Source organism: Cupriavidus sp. Agwp_2 (assembly GCF_040784895.1).
Lineage (GTDB): Bacteria > Pseudomonadota > Gammaproteobacteria > Burkholderiales > Burkholderiaceae > Cupriavidus.
Map to the genome: position 1 here is coordinate 2,302,069 of NZ_CP088083.1, position 19,702 is coordinate 2,321,770.

Annotated in this window: 18 protein-coding genes; 2 read left to right on the forward strand and 16 right to left on the reverse strand. The window is 65.5% G+C overall.

The genetic code is table 11. The annotated features are described in order from the left end of the window. Window positions 1-44: 44 nt before the first annotated feature. From hflC to ndk, 13 genes are all read right to left on the reverse strand, one after another. Window positions 45-953 carry a protease modulator HflC gene (gene hflC / locus LPA45_RS10800; protein WP_116320396.1) on the reverse strand — a complete coding sequence of 303 codons (909 nt, stop codon included), beginning with the start codon at window positions 951-953 and terminating at the stop codon, window positions 45-47. 11 nt (window positions 954-964) lie between these two features. Then, window positions 965-2,323, reverse strand: a complete 1,359-nt coding sequence (gene hflK / locus LPA45_RS10805) for an FtsH protease activity modulator HflK (protein WP_116320395.1) — start codon at window positions 2,321-2,323, stop codon at window positions 965-967. A 162-nt stretch (window positions 2,324-2,485) separates the two neighbouring features. Then, window positions 2,486-3,736 carry a GTPase HflX gene (hflX, locus tag LPA45_RS10810; protein ID WP_116320394.1) on the reverse strand — a complete coding sequence of 417 codons (1,251 nt, stop codon included), beginning with the start codon at window positions 3,734-3,736 and terminating at the stop codon, window positions 2,486-2,488. A gap of 268 nt (window positions 3,737-4,004) precedes the next feature. Next, window positions 4,005-4,244: an RNA chaperone Hfq gene (gene hfq / locus LPA45_RS10815; protein ID WP_116320393.1), complete on the reverse strand. Its 240-nt coding sequence runs from the start codon at window positions 4,242-4,244 to the stop codon at window positions 4,005-4,007. 212 nt (window positions 4,245-4,456) lie between these two features. Next, on the reverse strand, window positions 4,457-5,800 hold the full coding sequence (gene der / locus LPA45_RS10820) for a ribosome biogenesis GTPase Der (protein ID WP_116320392.1): 1,344 nt from the start codon (window positions 5,798-5,800) through the stop codon (window positions 4,457-4,459). Window positions 5,801-6,025: 225 nt separating this feature from the next. Continuing rightward, window positions 6,026-7,201, reverse strand: coding sequence for an outer membrane protein assembly factor BamB (bamB, locus tag LPA45_RS10825; RefSeq protein ID WP_116320391.1), 1,176 nt, complete (start codon window positions 7,199-7,201; stop codon window positions 6,026-6,028). Between the two features lie 50 nt (window positions 7,202-7,251). Continuing rightward, window positions 7,252-7,884, reverse strand: a complete 633-nt coding sequence (locus LPA45_RS10830) for a tetratricopeptide repeat protein (protein WP_116320390.1) — start codon at window positions 7,882-7,884, stop codon at window positions 7,252-7,254. A gap of 65 nt (window positions 7,885-7,949) precedes the next feature. Further along, on the reverse strand, window positions 7,950-9,344 hold the full coding sequence (gene hisS / locus LPA45_RS10835) for a histidine--tRNA ligase (RefSeq protein WP_317923921.1): 1,395 nt from the start codon (window positions 9,342-9,344) through the stop codon (window positions 7,950-7,952). Window positions 9,345-9,382: 38 nt separating this feature from the next. Next, window positions 9,383-10,675, reverse strand: coding sequence for a flavodoxin-dependent (E)-4-hydroxy-3-methylbut-2-enyl-diphosphate synthase (gene ispG / locus LPA45_RS10840; protein ID WP_116320388.1), 1,293 nt, complete (start codon window positions 10,673-10,675; stop codon window positions 9,383-9,385). A 52-nt stretch (window positions 10,676-10,727) separates the two neighbouring features. After that, the gene (locus tag LPA45_RS10845; protein WP_116320387.1) at window positions 10,728-11,720 is read right to left on the reverse strand and encodes a RodZ domain-containing protein; all 993 of its coding nucleotides are present in this window, start codon (window positions 11,718-11,720) and stop codon (window positions 10,728-10,730) included. Then, a complete protein-coding gene (gene pilW, locus LPA45_RS10850) occupies window positions 11,713-12,492 on the reverse strand; it encodes a type IV pilus biogenesis/stability protein PilW (RefSeq protein WP_116320386.1) in 780 nt (259 codons plus the stop codon). The genes LPA45_RS10845 and pilW overlap by 8 nt, the downstream gene beginning before the upstream one ends. After that, window positions 12,489-13,643 (reverse strand): 23S rRNA (adenine(2503)-C(2))-methyltransferase RlmN, encoded by a 1,155-nt coding sequence (gene rlmN / locus LPA45_RS10855; protein ID WP_317923925.1) that lies wholly within the window; start codon window positions 13,641-13,643, stop codon window positions 12,489-12,491. Before rlmN ends, pilW begins: the two co-directional genes overlap by 4 nt. Before the next feature lie 36 nt (window positions 13,644-13,679). After that, window positions 13,680-14,105 carry a nucleoside-diphosphate kinase gene (ndk, locus tag LPA45_RS10860; protein ID WP_116320384.1) on the reverse strand — a complete coding sequence of 142 codons (426 nt, stop codon included), beginning with the start codon at window positions 14,103-14,105 and terminating at the stop codon, window positions 13,680-13,682. A gap of 372 nt (window positions 14,106-14,477) precedes the next feature. Here ndk and LPA45_RS10865 point away from each other — a divergent pair, with 372 nt between their 5' ends. Further along, the gene (locus LPA45_RS10865) at window positions 14,478-15,182 is read left to right on the forward strand and encodes a Bax inhibitor-1/YccA family protein (protein ID WP_317923927.1); all 705 of its coding nucleotides are present in this window, start codon (window positions 14,478-14,480) and stop codon (window positions 15,180-15,182) included. A 68-nt stretch (window positions 15,183-15,250) separates the two neighbouring features. Here the strand turns inward: LPA45_RS10865 and rlmD are convergent, their stop codons facing one another. After that, the gene (gene rlmD / locus LPA45_RS10870; RefSeq protein ID WP_317923988.1) at window positions 15,251-16,555 is read right to left on the reverse strand and encodes a 23S rRNA (uracil(1939)-C(5))-methyltransferase RlmD; all 1,305 of its coding nucleotides are present in this window, start codon (window positions 16,553-16,555) and stop codon (window positions 15,251-15,253) included. Window positions 16,556-16,790: 235 nt separating this feature from the next. Between rlmD and LPA45_RS10875 the strand changes: the two genes are divergently transcribed. After that, window positions 16,791-17,645 carry an endonuclease/exonuclease/phosphatase family protein gene (locus LPA45_RS10875; RefSeq protein WP_317923929.1) on the forward strand — a complete coding sequence of 285 codons (855 nt, stop codon included), beginning with the start codon at window positions 16,791-16,793 and terminating at the stop codon, window positions 17,643-17,645. A gap of 33 nt (window positions 17,646-17,678) precedes the next feature. On the opposite strand, the gene LPA45_RS10880 is transcribed toward LPA45_RS10875, so the two are convergent. Both LPA45_RS10880 and rpoS read right to left on the reverse strand, forming a co-directional pair. Then, window positions 17,679-18,518 (reverse strand): 3'-5' exonuclease, encoded by an 840-nt coding sequence (locus LPA45_RS10880; RefSeq protein WP_116320380.1) that lies wholly within the window; start codon window positions 18,516-18,518, stop codon window positions 17,679-17,681. After that, window positions 18,515-19,696, reverse strand: coding sequence for an RNA polymerase sigma factor RpoS (gene rpoS, locus LPA45_RS10885; protein WP_116320379.1), 1,182 nt, complete (start codon window positions 19,694-19,696; stop codon window positions 18,515-18,517). Before rpoS ends, LPA45_RS10880 begins: the two co-directional genes overlap by 4 nt. Between the last annotated feature and the right edge of the window lie 6 nt (window positions 19,697-19,702).

The following is a 19,702-nucleotide window of genomic DNA, read 5'->3' on the forward strand; positions in this document are numbered from 1 at the left end:
CAAGCCGGGGTTTCGTCAATTCGCCACACGGACAAGCGACGTTGCTAGCGCTTGCCTCCGGACCCGCCCGCGGCAGCCGCCGCGGCGCCGCCGCTGGAGCGCATATAGCGGAAGAACTCAGAGTTGGGCTCGAGCACCAGCACATCGCGCTTGTCGCGGAAGGTATTGCGATACGCCTCCATGCTGCGCCAGAACTGCGCGAACTGCGGATCACGGCCAAAGGCATCGGCATAGATCTGCGATGCCTTGGCATCGCCATCGCCCTTGATCTTCTGGGCATCGCGATAGGCTTCAGCCAGCACCACTTCGCGCTGGCGGTCGGCGTCGGCGCGGATCTTCTCGCCTTCGGCCGCGCCGGTGGAACGCAGCTCGTTGGCCACGCGCTTGCGCTCGGCTTCCATGCGTCGATACACCGATTCGCTGATCGCGGGCAGCAGGTCGACACGCTTGAGGCGGACGTCCAAGATCTCGACGCCCACCGACTTGGCGTATTCAACCATGCCGTTACGGATGGCCTGCATCACCTGTTCGCGCTCGCCCGCGACCACATCGGCCACGGTACGCCTGCCGAACTCCTCGCGCGCCACGGCGTCGATGCGCTGGGTCATGCGGTCCTGCGCGCCGCGCAGGTTGCCGCCGAAGGCGACAAAGAACTTGCGCGGATCGGTGATGCGCCATTTGACGAACCAGTCCACCACCATGCTTTTCTTCTCGGCGGTCAGGAAGCGCTCGTTGGCGGCCACGTCGATGGTCTGCAGTCGACGGTCCATGAACACTACGTTCTGGAACGGCGGCGGCAACTTGAAATGCAGGCCGGGCTCGCGCACCACCTGCTTGATCTCGCCGAAGGCGAACACCACGGCGTACTGGCGCTGGTCAACCACGAACAGCATGGAGGACAGCACCGCCAGCAGGATGAAAAAGCCGATCGCGAAGGAAATCAGTCGGTTCATGACGGGTCTCCTCAGCGCGAGTCGCGGTCACGGTTGCGCAGCGATTCGCGCGACCGGGTATCCGGCGAAGTCTCTGGAGCCGGTGCCGGCGTACCGGCGCCCGGCTGCCCCGGCGCGGCGGCACGGCCGTCGCCCTGGCCCTGCGCCATCAGCTTGTCCAGCGGCAGGTAGAGGAGATTGTTGCCCTGGCGCGCATCCACCAGCACCTTGGTCGAATTGCTGTAGATCTGCTGCATGGTCTCAAGATAAATCCGGTCGCGCGTCACCTGCGGCGCCTTGGCGTATTCGGTCTGCACCGAGCGGAAGCGCGAGGCATCGCCCTCGGCCTGCGCCACCACGCGGGAGCGATAGGCTTCGGATTCTTCCTTCAGGCGCGCGGCGGTACCCTTGGCGCGCGGAATGATGTCATTGGCATAGGCCTGGCCTTCGCTGATCGCGCGCTCGCGGTCCTGGCTGGCCTTGTTGACGTCGTCGAACGCGGCCTGCACCTGCTCGGGCGGCTGCACGCTCTGCACGTTCACGGAAAGCACGCGAATGCCGGTCTTGTAAGCCGTCAGGATCGCCTGAATCGACTTGGCCAGGCCTTGCGCGATCTGTTCGCGGTTCTCGTACAGCACCGAGTCCATCTTGTTGCGGCCGACGATCTCGCGCACCGAGGTCTCCGCCGCCTGGGTCACCAGTTCTTCGTCGCCGCCGCGGTCGGTCTTGTTGAAGAACAGGAACTCGGTGGCGTCCTGGATGACGTACTGGACGGTGAAGCGGACGTCGATGATGTTCTCATCCTGCGTCAGCATCGACGAGTCCTTCAGGTTGCTGTCCTTGATCGACGTGGAGCGGCCCACCTCGACCGAACGCACCGCCGACAGGTTGACGATCTCCGCCGACTGCACCGGCCAGGGCATGCGCCAGTTGATGCCGGGACCGGTCGAATACTTGAACTTGCCGAACTGCAGGATCACCGCGGTCTGGCCTTCCTGCACCATGAAGAAGCCGCTGGCCAGCCAGATGCCGACCACCGCGGCCACGATCACGCCGACGCCCACGCCTGAGCCCTTGCCCGGCGTGCGCGGGCCGCCGAAGCCCTGGTTGCCGCCACCGCCATTTTCCTTGCGGCCCAGCAGGCCGTTCAGACGGCGGTTGAAGTCGCGCCACAACTCATCCAGGTCCGGCGGACCGCCATCCTGCTGCGGCCGCTGGTTTTGCTGGCGGTTGTCGTCGCGGCCGTCCTTCTTGTCGTCGTCGTCACCGTTGCGACCCCAGCGCGGATCGTTCAGCGAGAAGATGGCGCGCAGGCGCTGCCAGCCCGCGCGTGGCGCGGAGCGGCTGCCTGGTGTCAGGCTCGAATCAGCATTCCGGGGAAACTGGGGCATGAAGTGCACGGGTCCGGGGAAGTTTGTAACAGGGGGATTCTAGCAGTCATCTGCGCCACATTTGCCCAAATCGCCACCAATCCATGGAAAGGCCCTCTGAACCGGGCGGCAGAAGCACCGCCACGGGACCGAAGTCGCGCTGAACTGCCGCGCCACCGCGGCTCAGGACCTGCGTCCGGCCACCGCCTGGGCACCTTCGGCGCCGTCGCCGTCCGAGTCGTCGCTGTCGCTGCCGTCGTCATAAAGGTGGGCCTCGCCCAGCCGCGGATCGTATGGCGCGGGCTCCGGCGGACGGCCGGCCAGCCACTGGGCTACCTCGACCACCGATTCGCGCAGCGCATCCGTGCCGATACCTTCGCGGGCGCTCAGGAACACCCGCGTGGGAATGCCGTCTTCATCGCGCTCGATGCGCGGGCCCTGCTCCAGCAGTTCGGGCGCCGCATCGATCTTGTTCATCACCACGATCTGCGGAATGTCGGAAGCATCGATTTCGGCCAGCACGCGGTTGACCTGTTCGATCTGCTCATGGCGCACCGGGCTGGAAGCGTCGACCACATGGAGCAGCAGGTCGGCGTGAACCGTTTCCTCGAGCGTGGCACGGAACGCCGCCACCAGCTGCGTGGGCAGGTCACGGATGAATCCGACCGTGTCGGACAGCACCACGTTGCCCAGCCCGTCCAGGAACAGCCGGCGCGAGGTGGTATCGAGCGTGGCGAAGAGCTGGTCGGCCGCATAGGCGCGCGCCTTGGTCAGCGCGTTGAACAGCGTCGACTTGCCCGCGTTGGTATAGCCCACCAGCGAAATACTGAGCGTATCGTTGCGCGCGCGCGCGCGCCGCTGCGTGCTGTGCTGGCGCTGCAGCCGCGACAGGTCTGACTTGAGCCGCTTGGCGCGGTCGTCCAGCATCCGCCGGTCCAGTTCGAGCTGGCGCTCGCCGGGGCCGCCGCGCATGCCGATACCGCCCTTCTGCCGCTCCAGGTGGCTCCACGCGCGGACCAGCCGCGAAGCGCGGTACTGCACCTGCGCCAGCTCGACCTGCACCTTGCCGACGTGGCTCTGCGCACGCTGCCCGAAGATGTCCAGGATAAGACCGGTACGGTCGATCACGTGGCGGTTCAGGAAGCGCTCGAGGTTACGCTGCTGCGCCGGGCTGAGTGCGTGGTTGAACACGACTACGTCGGCATCGAGCGCGTCGGCGGCTTCCTTCAGCTCCTCGGCCTTGCCCGAGCCGATGAACAGCGCCGGGTCCGGCCGCGAGCGACGGCCCGTCAGCGTATGCACTGGCAGCGAGCCGGCGGTGGAAGTCAGCAAGGCCAGCTCGCTGAGGCTTTCCTGGAAGTCATGCTTGCCGAAATCGACGCCGACGAGGATGGCGCGCGACGGGGCTGTATTGGAAGTAGCTCTGGGATCCAAGGGATGGCGCGAATGCGCTGGGAATTTGGAAAAGCGGAATGCTTTCCGATGGTTTCAGGGGGATGGCCGACGGAAGTCACGCCCTGCCCTGTCCCCAGCCGGGACGGCTACCCGCACCGGGCGGGAGGCCACGGCGGCGGGATGCGTCGCCGGTCCGGCAGGCACCGGCCGCGCTCGCGCGCCGGTACCGGGCATCGGTGCAGCCCCACGGGGCGCAGGACCGATGCCTTGGGTCAGCGGCCGCAGGTTGGTGCGGCCGCGAGGCAGATCAGTTCTCGGAGGATTCATCCACGCGGAAATTGACCGCGCGCGCCGGAACGACGGTGGAAATCGCATGCTTGTAGACCATCTGCGTCACGGTGTTACGCAGCAGCACGACATACTGGTCGAACGATTCGATATTGCCTTGCAGCTTGATGCCATTGACGAGGTAGATGGACACCGGCACGTGCTCTTTGCGCAGCGCGTTCAGGAACGGGTCTTGTAGCAGTTGCCCTTTGTTGCTCATGGCACACTCCAAATTTATAGGTTTAGTGGTGAATGATGGGGATGGAAATCCCCGGTTCAAGTCAGTCAGCGCAAAAACGCGCCAGAAAAAAGATCAAAAAACGGTACCAAGTCGGCGTCAATGCACAGGGAACCCCCTGCTACCGTGAATTTAGCCGCAGTTCCAAACGAACGCAAACGAAAACTGGCCCCGCCAAGGATCCGATTCCGGACTCAATCCTTCGAGTCCGCGTACGGATTTTTGTTCGTACGAAATTCGATGCGCAGGGGCGTGCCCTTGAGCTTGAAGGCCGCACGGAAACGGTTTTCCAGGTAGCGCCGGTAGGTCTCCGCAACTCCCGACAGCGCATTGCCATGGACCACGATGATCGGCGGGTTCGAGCCACCCTGGTGCGCATAGCGCAGCTTGGGACGCGACGCGCCGACCCGCTTGGGCTGCTGGAATTCGACAGCTTCCTGCAGCACGCGCGTCAGTTGCGGCGTCGGCAGCTTGACCATGGCAGCGGCATAAGCGTCGTCGACGGAACGCATCAGCGCGCCGATGCCCGTGCGCTCGCGCGCCGACACAAAGTGGCAATTCGCAAAACTCAGGAATTGCAGCTTGCGCTCGAGGTCATGCTTGATGCGGTCGCGGGCATGGCCGTCCAGCCCGTCCCATTTATTGACTCCGACCACCAGCGCGCGTCCCGATTCAACGATAAAGCCCGCAATGTGCGCGTCCTGCTCGGAAATGTCCTGCTGCGCATCCAGCAGCAGGATCACGACGTTGGCATCGGCGATCGATTGCAGCGTCTTGACCACTGAAAATTTTTCAATCGCCTCGAACACCTTGCCACGCCGGCGCAGTCCGGCCGTGTCGATCAGCGTATAGGGCTTGCCGCCACGTTCGAATTCCACGTAGATGGCGTCACGGGTCGTGCCCGGCATGTCGAACGCGATCACGCGCTCTTCACCGATCAGCGTGTTGACCAGCGTGGACTTCCCCACATTGGGGCGCCCCACGATGGCGATCTTGACGCCCTTGCCGTCGGCAGGCTCTTCCGCGGCCAGCTCCGGGCGCTCCTGCACTGCCAGCTCGATCGCTTCGTCGACCAGTTCGCGCACACCATCGCCGTGGGCAGCGGAGATCGCGTACGGATCCCCCATGCCGAGCTCGTAGAAATCCGCGGCGACCGACGTGTACTTCATGCCCTCGGCCTTGTTGACCGCCAGCATGATGCGCCGGCCGGTCTTGCGGAGGTAGTCGGCAATGGCGCGGTCCTGCGGCGCCAGGCCCAGGCGGCCGTCGACGATGAAGATCACCACGTCGGCCTCGACCACGGCCTGCTTGGTCTGCTTGGCCATCTCGGCGACGATGCCTTCCTTGACCACGGGCTCGAAGCCGCCGGTATCGATGGCAATGAACGGACGCTCGCCGACGCGCCCCTCGCCATAGTGACGGTCGCGCGTCAGGCCCGGCAGGTCGGCGACAAGGGCGTCGCGCGAACGGGTCATGCGGTTGAATAGCGTCGACTTCCCCACATTGGGGCGGCCGACAAGTGCGATAACTGGTTTCATGCAATAAACGGAAACGGGGGCCGGCACCTGCCGCCCCCCGGTTACTCCGGAGTCAATGGATCCGACGGCACGCGCGCCCGGTGGGCGCGCGTGCCGCTTGTCCTGTCGGGGGCGCGGCGCTGGTCAGCGACCCGCTGCGCAATTTGCCGCACGACCAGGGATCATGCTACCGGATTAGGCGCGCACCGTACCGACAGGTGTACGGCAGCGCGCACTGCTTGCTGGTCAGCCCGGCTGGAACCCGAAGACGTCGCCGTCACGGGTCTGAATCACCAGCGTCTGCCCCGCCACCACCGGCGCGGCGGTGATGGCGCTGCCATCGGTTTTCATACGGGCGACAACCTGGCCGTCCTCGCGCGACAGGAAGTGGACATAGCCTTCGAAGTCGCCCATCACCACCGAGCGACCCAGTGCCAGCGGCGCACCCAGGCGGCGGTTGCGCATCTGGTCGTTCTTCCAGCGCTCGTTGCCGTTCTGGCGGTCGAAGGCATGCACGACCGACTGCTCGTCGCTGGCATAGATCGCATTGTCATCCTGCGCGGGACCGCTCGGCGACGAGAAATCCTTGCCCCACTGTGGCTGGCCGGTGGCCAGTTCCAGGCAGGCCACGCGCCCCTGGAAGGTCGTGGCGCAAACCTGGCGGCCGCTGATCATCGGCTGGCCGGTGACATCGTTCAGCCGTTCGATCTCGGACACGCCCTTGGGATAGGACACCGTGCTTTCCCAGCGCAACACGCCGTTGCCCGGCGTCAGCACGCCCAGCTTGCCGCCTGGGAAGCCCATCACGATACCGTCGCCGGCAAACACCATGCCCATCGAAGCACGCAGGTTCAGCGGCGTCTGCGAGCGCTGGTAGATCCACCGGCGCTCGCCGGTCTCGGCATCGAGGCCGAACACGCGCGTGTCGGTGGTGCGCACCACCACCAGGCCGTTGCCGACCAGCGGCGCGGACAGCACCTCGCCGTTGACCTGCTTCTTCCAGATCTGCTTGCCGCTGGCGTCAAAGGCGTAGATCGCACCCTTCTCGCCAGCGACCGCGGTCACCGAGCCATCGCTGCCCGGCCCCGAGGTCAGGTCCAGGTCCGTCTTGGCCTTCCACAGCACGCGCCCGGAGGCGCCTTCCAGCGCCATCACGTTGCCGTTATTGGACGACACGTAGACATTGTTGCCCGCCGCGGCAGGCTGCATCGAATACGGGCCGCTCTTGCCCACATCGGCCTTCCACGCCTGGCGCACCGTCAGCGTGGCCGAAACCGGCTTGAGTTCGGCGGGCGGGTGCTTGTTTTCCTTGCTGAACAGCGAGCAGCCGCCCAGCGCGGCCAGGCAGGCAGCCGCCACCAGCGCACGGGTCATGGTACGGGCGGGCTGGCGATGTACGGCACGGGAAAGCACTGACGTCATAAGGTTACGATCCTGGTTTTGCGTGATGCCACAAAGCGCGTGCGGCCGCATCAGGCCGCGCCCAGCGCATCGAGCTTGAACTGGATGATCTGGCGCGTGGCCGGCTCGGCCTCGCCCAGCTTGTCCAGCGCCTTGCGATAGGCCGCGCGCGCGTCGTCGCGCTTGTCCTGCGCTGCGAGCAGGTCGCCGCGACGGTCGGCATACAGCGACGCGAACGCTGCCGGCGGTTCGTCCTTCAGCAGCGCAAGGCCTTTGTCATAGGCCTTTTCGTCGAGCAGCACGCCGGCCAGGCGGACCCGTGCCAGATGTGCGTATTCTTCGTCGCCGTGGTCGATGGCCCACTGCAACTGGGTCTTGGCGGCGGCCAGGTCACCCGCGTCATACAGCACGCGGCCGGCGACCAGCGCACTCATCTGGCCATAGGCGGTACGCCCGAACTTGTCTTCCAGGTCGGTCGCGGCGCGCTTGATGCGTTCGACATCGCGCGCCTCGGCGGCCTTGAGCACCTGCTCGTACAGCACCGCGGCCTCGCCGGCCTGCTTGCGCTCCCAGTACTTCCAGCCGTTCCAGCCGGCAAATGCCAGCAGCGCGATGATAAGTACCCAGGTCAGCGCATTGCCATACTGGCGCCACCAGGCCTTCAGATTCTCAAGCTGTTCCTGTTCTTCTAGATCGTAAGCCATGTCGAGGCAATCACCTGCGTTGGTTGGATACGGGCGTCTTGGATGACGGTGTGGTCAGTGCGCGCTTAGTCGCTGGCGCCGACCATGGCGTCGATCAGGTAGTCGACCAGGCCGTCGGCCTGCACGGTGGCTTGTTGCCCACCGCCTTCGGCCTGATCGCGCTGGCGAAGTTCCTTGATCTGGACCACGCCAGCGGCCACTTCGTCGTCGCCAATGATAACGGCATAGGCCGCGCCGCTTGCATCGGCACGCTTCATCTGCGACTTGAAGCTGCCGCCCTTGCCATCGGCGCTGGCATGCAGCACCACGTCGAGGCCGGCGTCGCGCAGCCGCTCGGCCGCGATCATGGCCTGCTGCGCGGCGGCTTCGCCCTGGTGCACGAGGTAGATATCGCAACCGACGGCGTCGGGCACAACGCCCTCTTCGCGAATCAGCTCGATGATGCGCTCGACGCCCATGGCCCAGCCGCAAGCCGGTGCCGGCTTGCCGCCCATCTGCGCGATCAGCGGGTCATAGCGGCCGCCGCCGGCGATGGTGCCCTGCGCGCCGAGCTTGTCGGTGATCCACTCGAATACCGTCAGGTTGTAGTAGTCCAGCCCGCGCACCAGGCGCGGATTGATCTTGAACGGGATGTTGTTGGCCTTGAGCAGGCGCTGCACGCCCTCGAAGTGCGCCAGCGACTCTTCGCCCAGGAAGTCGATCAGCTTGGGTGCGTTGGCGGCCATTTCCTGCAGCGCCGGATTCTTGGTATCCAGCACGCGCAGCGGGTTGGTGTACAGGCGGCGCTTGCTGTCCTCGTCCAGGATGTCCTGGAAGCCTTCCAGGTACTTGATCAGCTCCTCGCGGTGGGCGGCACGCTCATCGGCCTGTCCCAGCGAATTGATTTCCAGGCGCACGCCGACCAGGCCCAGGTCGTCCCACAGGCGCTGGCACATCAGGATGATCTCGGCGTCGACGTCCGGACCGGCGAAGCCCAGTGCCTCGGCGCCCAGTTGGTGGAACTGGCGATAGCGGCCACGCTGCGGACGCTCATGGCGGAACATCGGGCCGGTGTACCACAGGCGCTTGGGGCCGTCGTACAGCAGGTTGTGTTCGATGGTCGCGCGCACGGCGGCGGCGGTGCCTTCGGGACGCAGCGTCAGTTGCTCGCCGTTGAGCGCATCGGTGAAGGAATACATCTCCTTCTCGACGATATCGGTCACCTCGCCGATGCCGCGCACGAACAACTGCGTGTGCTCGACGATCGGCGTACGCAACTGCTGGTAGCCGTAGGCGCGCAGCATGGCGCGTGCGGCATTCTCGAAATGCTCCCACAGCGGCGCGTCGGCCGGCAGCATGTCGTTCATGCCCTTCACGCCCTGCAGGGCCTTGGCGGGCTTCACCTTCTGCACGGCCTTCGGTTCAGCCTTCGGTTCGGTATTGGCAGCGCCGGCGGCGGCTGCGTTATCGGATTGCGTCATTCTGTTCTTGTCAGCTTCTCGGGCCTGGCCGGTGCGGCTCAGGCTGCCACTTCTTTATCGGCCCGTGCAGCGCCCGGGCCGTAATGCGTGCGAACGTACTCGTCGACAATCGCCTGGAATTCCTCGGCAATACGCTCGCCACGCAGCGTCTTCACCTTGACGCCATCGACGAACACCGGCGCCGCGGGCGACTCGCCCGAGCCCGGCAGCGAAATGCCGATATTGGCGTGCTTGCTCTCGCCCGGGCCGTTGACGATGCAGCCCATCACGGCCACATCCATCTCCTCGACGCCCGGATAGGCGGTTTTCCAATGCGGCATCTGCTCGCGCAGGTACGTCTGGATGCTTGCCGCAAGCTCCTGGAACACCGTGCTGGTGGTACGGCCACATCCCGGGCATGCAATCACCATCGGGGTGAAGTTGCGCAGGCCCATGGTCTGCAGGATTTCCTGCCCCACATAAACTTCCTTCTCGCGCGGGGCGCCGGGCTCCGGCGTCAGCGAGATGCGGACGGTATCGCCGATGCCTTCCTGCAGCAGCACCGACAGCGCCGCGGTGGAAGCGACGATGCCCTTGCTGCCCATGCCCGCCTCGGTCAGGCCCAGATGCAGCGCGTACTCGCAGCGGCGCGCCAGGTCGCGGTAGACCGCGATCAGCTCCTGCACCTGTGACACCTTGCACGACAGGATGATCTGGTTGCCCGGCAGGCCGATTTCCTCGGCCTTCTTCGCGGACTCGATCGCCGACGTGATCAGCGCCTCGATCATCACGCTCTGCGCCGGCCACGGCTCGGCACGCGAGGCGTTCTCGTCCATGATGCGCGCCAGCAGGTCCTGGTCGAGGCTGCCCCAGTTCACGCCGATGCGCACCGGCTTGTTGTAACGGCACGCCATCTCGATCATCTGCGCGAACTGCGTATCGCGCTTGGCGCCCTGCCCCACGTTGCCCGGGTTGATGCGGTACTTCGACAGCGCCTCGGCGCAGGCCGGATAGTCCTGCAGCAACTTGTGGCCGTTGTAGTGGAAATCGCCCACCAGCGGCACATCGACGCCCATGCGGTCGAGCTGTTCGCGGATCGACGGCACCGCGGCGGCCGCCTCGGGGGTATTCACCGTGATGCGCACGATCTCCGAACCCGCGCGCGCCAGTTCCTTGACCTGGATCGCCGTGCCGATGGCATCGACCGTGTCCGTGTTGGTCATCGACTGCACGCGCACCGGAGCGTCGCCGCCGATGGTCACCACGTTGTCGCCCCACACGACGCGCGCCTGGCGCGTCTGGCGGCGCGGCAGCGAGCCGGGCAGGACCGGGAGACAGAGCTGTTGGTTCATAGCATTACCACCTTGCATAGACGCACTGCGCCGCACCTCTCGCCGGCCCGGATCAGGGCAGCGTCAGGCGCGCCACGTTGTTGCGGTTGGCTGCCTTCAGGTCGACCGCCTCGCCGTTGCGCGTCAAGGACTCGACACCTTTGACGTTGCCGATCACCACCTTGTACGGGGCCTTGCCGCCACCGGCCACGGCCTGGCCGGCCTTGGCCGTGCCGCCCAGCACGATCTTGCCGCTGCTGTCGCGGATTTCATACCAGGTGTCGCCGGCAAAACGCATCTGCAGTTCGCCCTGGCCTGCCGGCGCTGCCGGTGCCGCTGCAGGCGCGGCAGCAGAAGGCGCAACAACAGGCGCAACAGCAGGCGCAACAATCGCGGCCGATGCCGGCTCGGCAGGCGCCGCCACGGCGCTGGCCGGCGTGGTCTCGGCCGACGGCGCCGGCGAGTCGGCGGCGGCCATCACCGGCGGCAGTGCCGCGGTCACCGTGCCGGGTTCGGTCGATTGCGCGGCGGCATGTTCTTCCGTGGCCACGGCCTCGCTCGCGCTGCTGCGCGTCTCGATCCACTGGCGGATGTGGTCCAGGCCAAACCAGCCACCGGCAGCCAGCACCACGGCGACCAGCGCCAGCCAGACCCAGCGGCCGCCCGCGCCGCCGGTGCGGAAGCGCTTGCGGTCGTCGAATGCGGCATTGATGCTGCCCTCGCGCTGGCGTGCAATCTCGGCCACCTGTGCCACCGGCGGCTGGAAGCGCGCCAGCAGCGCGTCGATATCGACATGCAGCATGCGCGCGTAGGCCCGCATCACGCCCTTGGCGAAGGTCACGTCAGGCAGCGCCTGCAGGTCGCCGGCTTCGATCGCGCGCAGCTTCGGCGCCGCCACTTTCAGGCGCGCGCTGACGTCTTCCACCGACAGCCGCTGCGCTTCGCGCTCGCGCGTCAGTGCCGCGCCGATCTCCCGCGCGGCGGCTTCACGGTCCCCTTCGTGCGCGCCACCGCCGACATATTGCGTCGGTACGGCCTGGCCTGCGGCGCGGTCGTGCTCACTCATCCCATGCTCCTTGTTCGTAGGCGGTCAACTCACGCGAATCGGGGAAGCGGCTGCGCAGCTGCGCGACCAGCGCATCCTGCGTGCGGCCATCGCCCTGGCGATGTGCAATGCGCGCTCCCAGCCAGAGGGATTGCGCACTGACAAATTGGCTGCTGTTGACGCGCTGGGCATACTGCCGGGCCTGCGCGAAATCGCCGCGCCGATAGTAGACCAGTGCCAGATTGGTGTTTGCCACCGGATTATTGCGGTCGTAGCCGAGCGCAGCCTTCAGGTTCTTTTCCGCCTCGGCGCTGTTGCCGCGACGCAGCTCGCACGCGCCCAGGCTGATCAGCGGCTTCACCGGCCCACCCGCCGACGGCGCCGACACGGCGCGCTGCAGCATCGGCACGGCGTCGCCATATCGGCCCGACTGGCACAGGAACCAGCCGTAGTTGTTGAGCAGATCGCCGTCGTTGCCGCGCATCGACACCGCAGTGCGGAAGCTGTCGTCGGCCAGCGCCTGCTCGTTCATGTTCATATAGATCAGCGCGCGCACATGGTAGGCATCCGCGAGCGACGGATCGATGGCGATCGCCTGCTTGATCTCGTCAAGCGCGACCGCATTCTGGCCGGCCTCGAGATAGTTGGTGGCCAGCTGCAGCCGGATGCCGGCGCGGCGCCTTGCATCGGTCTGGTCGGAAGCGGTCTGGAGATCCTGCGCCGGCGAGTGCGGCAGCTGGCAGCCGGACAACATCAGCAGCCCGAACAGGGCCGCAGCGATCAGACGGATCATGCAGGGCGAGCCTCCCGAGGCTGGCCGGCGCTGTTGACCGGCACCAGTGGCGTGATCTTGCCGAACTTGCCGCGCTCGGCCAGGCGGGTACGGTCCTTCACTTCCCCGGCCAGTTGCCCGCAAGCCGCGTCGATATCATCGCCGCGCGTCTTGCGAATGGTGGTCACGATGCCCGCGTCCATCAGCACCTGCGCGAAGCGCCGGATCTGCTCGTTGTTGGAACGCTTCAGGCCCGACTCGGGGAACGGGTTGAACGGGATCAGGTTGAACTTGCACGGCACGTCGGCGACAAGCTTCAGCAGTTCCCGCGCATGCTCGACACCGTCGTTGACGCCGTCCAGCATGCAGTATTCAAAAGTAATGAAATCGCGCGGCGCGAATTCCAGGTAGCGGCGGCATGCCGCCATCAGTTCGGCCAGCGGGTACTTCTTGTTCAGCGGCACCAGCACGTCACGCAGCGCGTCGTTGGAGGCGTGCAGCGACACGGCAAGGGCCACCGGCAGGTCCTTCGACAGCCGGTCCATCATCGGCACCACGCCCGAGGTGGACAGCGTCACGCGGCGCCGCGACAGGCCGTAGGCGTTGTCGTCCAGCATCAGCCGCATGGCCGGCACCACGGCATCGTAGTTCAGCAGCGGCTCGCCCATGCCCATCATCACCACGTTGGAGATGACGCGGTCGTCCTTGGGGCCACGGCCCAGTTGCTCGCGCATGGCGAACTCCGCCATCCACAGCTGGCCAATGATCTCGCCCGTGGTCAGGTTGCGAGAGAAGCCCTGCTTGCCGGTCGAGCAGAAGCGGCAGTTGACCGCGCAGCCCGCCTGCGAGGAGACGCACAGCGTGCCACGCGTTTCCTCGGGGATGTACACCGTTTCCACCGCGTTGCCCTGGCCGACGTCGAGCAGCCACTTGCGCGTGCCGTCGGCCGACAGGTTGTCGGTGATGGCGGCAGGCGCGCGGATCTCGGCCCGGGTCGAGAGCTTTTCGCGCAGCGACTTGGCGAGATCCGACATGGCGTCGAAGCGGCTGGCACCGTAGTGGTGGATCCAGCGTTGCAGTTGCCGCGCACGGAACGGCTTCTCGCCGAGCTCGCCGCAATAAGCAGTGAGCGCGTCCGCGTCGAGGTCGAGCAGGTTGACGAGATCGTTCATGACGGCAAACTCAGCTTCAGTTCAGTCAGCAGCCAATCAGCGGCTGTAGACGTTCATGCCCGGGAAGAAGAAGGCGATTTCCACGGCAGCGGTTTCCGCGGCGTCCGAGCCGTGCACGGCGTTGGCGTCGATGCTGTCGGCGAAGTCGGCGCGGATGGTGCCCTTGTCGGCCTTCTTCGGGTCGGTGGCGCCCATCAGGTCACGGTGCTTGGCGATAGCGTTTTCGCCTTCCAGGGCCTGGATGATGACCGGGCCCGAGACCATGAAGTCGACCAGATCCTTGAAGAACGGGCGCTCCTTGTGGACCGCATAGAATTGCTCGGCTTCGCCGCGCGACAGGTGCACCATCTTGGCAGCAACGATCTTCAGGCCGGCGGCCTCGAAACGGGCGTAGATCTGGCCAATGACGTTCTTGGCCACGGCATCCGGCTTGATAATCGACAGGGTGCGTTCGATCGCCATGAAAAACTCCGAAAAATGAAGGGGTTACAAATGGATTAAACATGCAATTCTAGCACGAAGACGATGACCCTTTCGAGGGTCTGGGCCGCTCTGGCACAGGTGTAACCGGTCGAAAGGCACATCCTCGCCGCAAGTAGCACTGGCTGCACATTACATCCTTGTCATGTCCGGAACGTGGCGCCCCCGCATCCGTCAAACGAAGGCAGCGCTGGATGGGCTGAAACAGGGGCATGGGTGCCCGCGGGATTACCCCGCCCTTGCAATTCGGCCAACCAGATGCCACATTGACGATGGTTCCGTCCGCGGTCGATCCGAAAATTCTCTTTCTTTCGGACAGGCCCGGCGCCTCACCGTTTTGAGACAGGAGTCACCATGGATAACAAGCTGAATACCTACGGTTTCGGCAACAGTGCGTCGACCGTCACTGACGTCGTCGTTCGCAATCGGGTCTTGCGCAACACTTACTGGCTGCTGGCCCTCTCGATGATCCCCACCGTGCTCGGTGCGTGGGTCGGCGTGGCCACCGGCTTCAGCTTCATGGCGGGCAGCCCCGGCTTGTCGCTGATCCTGTTCCTGGCTATCGCGTTCGGGTTCTTCTTCGCCATCGAGAAGACCAAGAACAGCAGCATGGGCGTGGTCCTGTTGCTGGCGTTCACGTTCTTCATGGGGCTGATGCTGTCGCGCCTGATCAGCGCAACGCTAACGTTTTCCAACGGACCGGCGCTGATCATGTACGCCTTTGGCGGCACGGCGGCAGTGTTCGGCGCGATGGCGACCATCGCCACCGTCAGCAAGCGCGATTTCTCCGGCCTGGGCAAATTCCTGTTCGTCGGCGTGATCCTGCTGATCCTGGCCAGCGTTGCCAATATCTGGCTGCAGCTGCCGGCGCTGATGATCACGGTGTCGGTGATCGCGATCGGTATCTTCTCGGCGTACATCCTGTTCGATGTACAGCGCGTGGTGAATGGCGGCGAGACCAACTACATCACCGCCACGCTGGCGATCTACCTGGACGTGTACAACGTCTTCGCCAACCTGCTGGCGCTGCTGGGCATCTTCGGCGGCAACCGGGAATGACGGTAAACGCCGCGGCATGAAAAAGCCGGCCGGATGGCCGGCTTTTTCTTTGGTGGCACGCCGCAAGATCAGTCGCGGTCGAACACCGCGATCGACTCCACGTGGGACGTGTGCGGGAACATATTGACCACGCCGGCGCCGCTCAGGCGGTAGCCCGCCTCGTGCACCAGCAGGCCTGCATCGCGCGCCAGCGTGGCGGGACTGCACGACACATAGACGATGCGCCGCGGCAGCACGTCGCTGCCCTGCTGCGCCAGTTCGCCGAGCGCCTTGCTCACCGCGAGCGCGCCTTCGCGCGGCGGGTCGACCAGCCAGCGGTCGAAGCGGCCCAGCGCGGCGATGTCGTCGGCCGTGACCTCGAACAGGTTGCGGCACGCGAACTCGGTCCTGGCGGCCAGCCCGTTGTATTCCGCATTGGCCAGCGCGCGCGTGGTCAGCGCCTCGCTGCCTTCGATGCCCATCACCGACCTTCCCTGCGTGGCCAGCGGCAGCGTGAAATTGCCGATGCCGCAGAACAGGTCGAGCAGGCGGTCGCCCGGCTTCGCGTCCAGCAGGCGCAGCGCGCGTCCGATCAGCACGCGGTTGATCTGGTGGTTCACCTGCGTGAAGTCGGTCGGCTTGAACGGCATGCGGATGCCGAATTCCGGCAGCGTATAGGCCAGCTCGACGTCGGTCGGGTAGAACGGGTAGACCGTGTCCGGCCCCTTCGGCTGCAGCCAGAACTGCACCTTGTACGCATCGGCAAAGGCGCGCAGCAGGTCCTTGTCGGCGTCGGTCAGGGGCTCGAGGATGCGCAGCACCAGCGCCGTCACTTCCTGCCCGACGGCCAGCTCGATCTGCGGCATGCGATCGCGGATCGACAGCCCGACCACCAGTTCGCGCAGCGGCACCAGCATCGCCGACACATGCGGCGGCAGGATTTCGCAGCGGGTCATGTCGGCGACATAGCTGCTCTTGCGCTCATGGAAGCCCACCAGCACGCCGCCCTTCTTCACCACGTGGCGCACGGTCAGGCGCGCACGGTAGCGGTAGCCCCAGTCCGGACCGGCGATCGGCCTGAACATCACGTCGGGCTTGACCTTGGAGAGGTGCCACAGGTTGTCTTCCAGCACACGCTGCTTGATCGCCAGTTGCGCGCGCGAATCCAGATGCTGCATGGAGCACCCGCCGCAGACGCCGAAATGCTGGCAGCCCGGCTTCACGCGCATCACCGATTCCTGCAGGACTTCGCCAAGGTGCGCCTGCTCGTAGCTGGGCTTGCGGCGATAGCTGCGGTAGCTGACGGTTTCTCCGGGCAGTGCGCCTTCGACAAAGATGACCTTGCCAGGCGTGCCGTCCTCGTTCACCAGGCGGCCGACGCCGCGCGCCTCCATGTCGAGGCTGTCGATAGACACCACGGGGTCGGCGGCGGGAGCATTGCCACTGGCATTGCCACGGCCACGGGCCTCTTTTGCGGCGGGAGCGGCACCCGATGCGGCTGTTTCGGGCACAACGGCGGACGTTTCTTGTGGGGAGGACACGGCTTGGGACACCAGATGAAACCTGACGTATTGTTTTACGAAAGCGCGATTGTATGCCAGACCTGTCGGGTCAACGATGGAGGCTTGCATGGAACTGATTTCGTGGAATATTCAATGGGGCCGCGGCGCGGACGGGCGCGTGGACCTGGCGCGGCAGGTGGACACCCTGCGCGCGATGGCCGATGCCGACGTGATCTGCCTGCAGGAAGTCACACGCGGCTTCGGTGAACTGCGCGGCAAGCCGGGCGACGACCAGGTGGCCGAGCTGACAGCCCTGCTGCCAGGCTACCACTTGCTGTTTGCGTCGGGCGTCGACCGCCGCGACCGCAACGGCGCGCACAAGCAATTTGGCAACATGGTTGCTACGCGGCTACCGGTACGCGAGGTATTCCGCCACGCATTGCCGTGGCCGGCGGATCCGCAAGTGGCGTCGATGCCGCGCGTGGCGCTGGAAGTCACCGTGGAGGCCGGTACGCAGCGGCTGCGCGTGATCTGCACGCACCTTGAGTATTATTCGGCGCTTCAGCGCGCTGCGCAGGCCGAAGCGCTGCGCGACTGGCATGCCCAGGCCTGCGACCATGCGCGACGCCCCGGCCGTAGCGAAAAGTGGCCCGGCCCGTTCACCCCGGAGCCGCGCCCCGCCGAGGCCATCCTCTGCGGCGACTTCAACAGCAAACCCGACGACATTGCCTATCGCCGCATGCTGGAGCCGTTCGAAGATGCCACCACGCCATGGCGCGACGCCTGGCTGCAGGCGCATCCTGGCCAGCCGCACGAACCGACCTGCGCCATCCATGACAAGGAGCAATGGCCCGAGCCACCATTCGCCTGCGATTTCATGCTCGTCACGGACAATCTGGCCGCGCGGATCCGGCGTTGCGAGGTCAACGCGGATTCCGCCGACTCGGACCACCAGCCGATCCTGCTGTCGCTGGACCTGTAAGGCCGTGGCGCATGCCGGCGGATGCCGGCGCGATCAGTCCTCGAAGTCGTCGACTTCGGGCGTGAGACGCTGCAGGCGGAAGGCCTGCAGGTATTCCATCCACTGTTCGCCGGGCAGTTCCGCCAGCGATTCCTGGACAAGCGCCATCTCCATGTCGAACTCGCGCGGCGACATGCCCCCGCGCATCAGCTGGAAACGGCAGTACATCAGGTAGGTGTTGACGACGTCGGTCTCGCAATAGGCGCGGATCTCGTCGAGCTGGCCGGCCTGGTAAGCGTGCCAGACCTTGCTGCCATCCATCCCCATCTTGCCCGGGAAACCGCACAGCTTGGCCAGGTCATCCAGCGGCGCGCTGGCGCGCGGCTGGTACATCGCCAGCAGGTCCATCAGGTCCAGGTGCCGCATGTGGTAGCGGCTGATGTAGTTGTTCCACTTGAAGTCGCGGCTGTCGTCCTCGCGGCCCTCGCCCATCTCCCAGTAGCGCGGCGCGGTGACGCCGTTGACCAGGCCGCGGTAATGCAGCACGGGCAGGTCGAAGCCGCCACCGTTCCATGAAACCAGTTGCGGGCTGTACCGGGCGATCAGTTCGTAGAACTTCTGGATCAGCGTGGCTTCGTTGTCCTCGGCGGCACCGAGCGAACCCACGTGGAACACCGCCGAGCCATCGCGATGCGTGCGCCGCAGCACGCAGGAAATTGCAGCAACGCGTTGCAGGTAGTGCGGCAGGAAATCGCTGCCGGTTTTCTCGCGGCGGGCGGCGAAGGCGTGTTCGGCGACTTCGCCGTCGCTCATCGCATCGGGGTGGTCATGCAAACGGCGCAGGCCGGCGACATCGGGAATGGTCTCGATGTCGAATACCAGCACAGGGGTCATAAAACGGCGTCCTTCCTGACACCTTGCGAAGCGAAATGCCGCTTGAGCTTGACCAGCGCTTCCTGCTGGATCTGCCGTACGCGCTCGCGCGTGAGGCCCATTTCCTCGGCAAGCTCTTCCAGCGTGGCGGGCTCGATATGGTTGAGGCCGAAGCGGCGCTCTACCACATAGCGATGCTTTTCCGACAAGCGCGCAAGCCAGAGCTTCATCAGCCCTTCCAGCTCGCGGTGCGCCACCTCCTGGTCAGGGGCGGCATTGTGCTCGTCGGAGAGGAAATCCAGGAGGCTCGAGCCGGGATCGAGGTCGAACGGCGTATCGAGCGAGGTGGTATGTTCGTTGAGTGCCAGGACGTCCTGCACTTCGTCCGGCGTCTTGCCCAGCAGGTGGGCGATGTCTTCCAGGCTGGCGTCGCGCCCGTCCGTGCCGCCCTTCTCCAGATGGCGCTTGGCACGCAGCACCTGGTTCAGTTCGCGGATCACGTGCACCGGCAGGCGAACGGTGCGGGCCTGGTTCATGATGGCGCGCTCGATGCTCTGGCGGATCCACCAGGTTGCATAGGTCGAGAAGCGGAACCCGCGCGACGGATCGAATTTCTCGATTGCGTGCATCAGGCCGAGGTTGCCTTCCTCGATCAGGTCGAGCAGCGGCACGCCGCGATTGAGGTAACCCTTGGCGATGCTGACCACCAGCCGCAGGTTGCGCTCGATCATGACCTGGCGCGCGGCAAAGTCGCCGTCCTTGGCCAGCGTGGAGAAATGCAGTTCCTCCGGCGCGGACAACAGCGGCTTGATGCTGATGCGGTTCAGGTAATGCTGGACGGTGTCGGCGGCCAGCTCGGTATGCAGCACCGTGCGGAAGTCGTCGTGTTCCGCTGCTGCGCCGTCGCTGCCGTTCTCGCCTTCGCTGTCTTCCTCGTCCTCAGACTCGTCATCGTCGTCTTCGCGCAGATGGCGGTCATTGTCGTCGGCGAGCAGGTCCGCTTCGCGCAGGCCCACCGAAGTGGACGTGGCGATCGGCTCGTCGGTCACGGGAATCAGCTCGGCAGCAAGATCCGGCTCGAATGCTTGCGCGTCGGCGTGCTCGTCGGGATGTGCCACACCAGCCTTCACTTCCGGCTGCTTGGGACGGCGAGCCCTACTGACAGTTGTTCCGGAAGAGACAGTTTTCTGGCGTGGCATGAACCC

What these genes read in the sequence shown, in the direction of transcription:
- hfq (WP_116320393.1), bottom strand. Translation starts at nt 4,244, where the DNA reads ATGAGCAACAAAGGGCAACTGCTACAAGACCCGTTCCTGAACGCGCTG.
- rlmD (WP_317923988.1), bottom strand. Translation starts at nt 16,555, where the DNA reads ATGGAGGCGCGCGGCGTCGGCCGCCTGGTGAACGAGGACGGCACGCCT.
- ispG (WP_116320388.1), bottom strand. Translation starts at nt 10,675, where the DNA reads ATGAACCAACAGCTCTGTCTCCCGGTCCTGCCCGGCTCGCTGCCGCGC.
- hisS (WP_317923921.1), bottom strand. Translation starts at nt 9,344, where the DNA reads ATGACGCAATCCGATAACGCAGCCGCCGCCGGCGCTGCCAATACCGAA.
- der (WP_116320392.1), bottom strand. Translation starts at nt 5,800, where the DNA reads ATGAAACCAGTTATCGCACTTGTCGGCCGCCCCAATGTGGGGAAGTCG.
- LPA45_RS10880 (WP_116320380.1), bottom strand. Translation starts at nt 18,518, where the DNA reads ATGACCCCTGTGCTGGTATTCGACATCGAGACCATTCCCGATGTCGCC.
- LPA45_RS10845 (WP_116320387.1), bottom strand. Translation starts at nt 11,720, where the DNA reads ATGAGTGAGCACGACCGCGCCGCAGGCCAGGCCGTACCGACGCAATAT.
- rlmN (WP_317923925.1), bottom strand. Translation starts at nt 13,643, where the DNA reads ATGAACGATCTCGTCAACCTGCTCGACCTCGACGCGGACGCGCTCACT.
- hflK (WP_116320395.1), bottom strand. Translation starts at nt 2,323, where the DNA reads ATGCCCCAGTTTCCCCGGAATGCTGATTCGAGCCTGACACCAGGCAGC.
- pilW (WP_116320386.1), bottom strand. Translation starts at nt 12,492, where the DNA reads ATGATCCGTCTGATCGCTGCGGCCCTGTTCGGGCTGCTGATGTTGTCC.
- ndk (WP_116320384.1), bottom strand. Translation starts at nt 14,105, where the DNA reads ATGGCGATCGAACGCACCCTGTCGATTATCAAGCCGGATGCCGTGGCC.
- rpoS (WP_116320379.1), bottom strand. Translation starts at nt 19,696, where the DNA reads ATGCCACGCCAGAAAACTGTCTCTTCCGGAACAACTGTCAGTAGGGCT.
- hflC (WP_116320396.1), bottom strand. Translation starts at nt 953, where the DNA reads ATGAACCGACTGATTTCCTTCGCGATCGGCTTTTTCATCCTGCTGGCG.
- LPA45_RS10830 (WP_116320390.1), bottom strand. Translation starts at nt 7,884, where the DNA reads ATGGCTTACGATCTAGAAGAACAGGAACAGCTTGAGAATCTGAAGGCC.
- LPA45_RS10875 (WP_317923929.1), top strand. Translation starts at nt 16,791, where the DNA reads ATGGAACTGATTTCGTGGAATATTCAATGGGGCCGCGGCGCGGACGGG.
- LPA45_RS10865 (WP_317923927.1), top strand. Translation starts at nt 14,478, where the DNA reads ATGGATAACAAGCTGAATACCTACGGTTTCGGCAACAGTGCGTCGACC.
- bamB (WP_116320391.1), bottom strand. Translation starts at nt 7,201, where the DNA reads ATGACGTCAGTGCTTTCCCGTGCCGTACATCGCCAGCCCGCCCGTACC.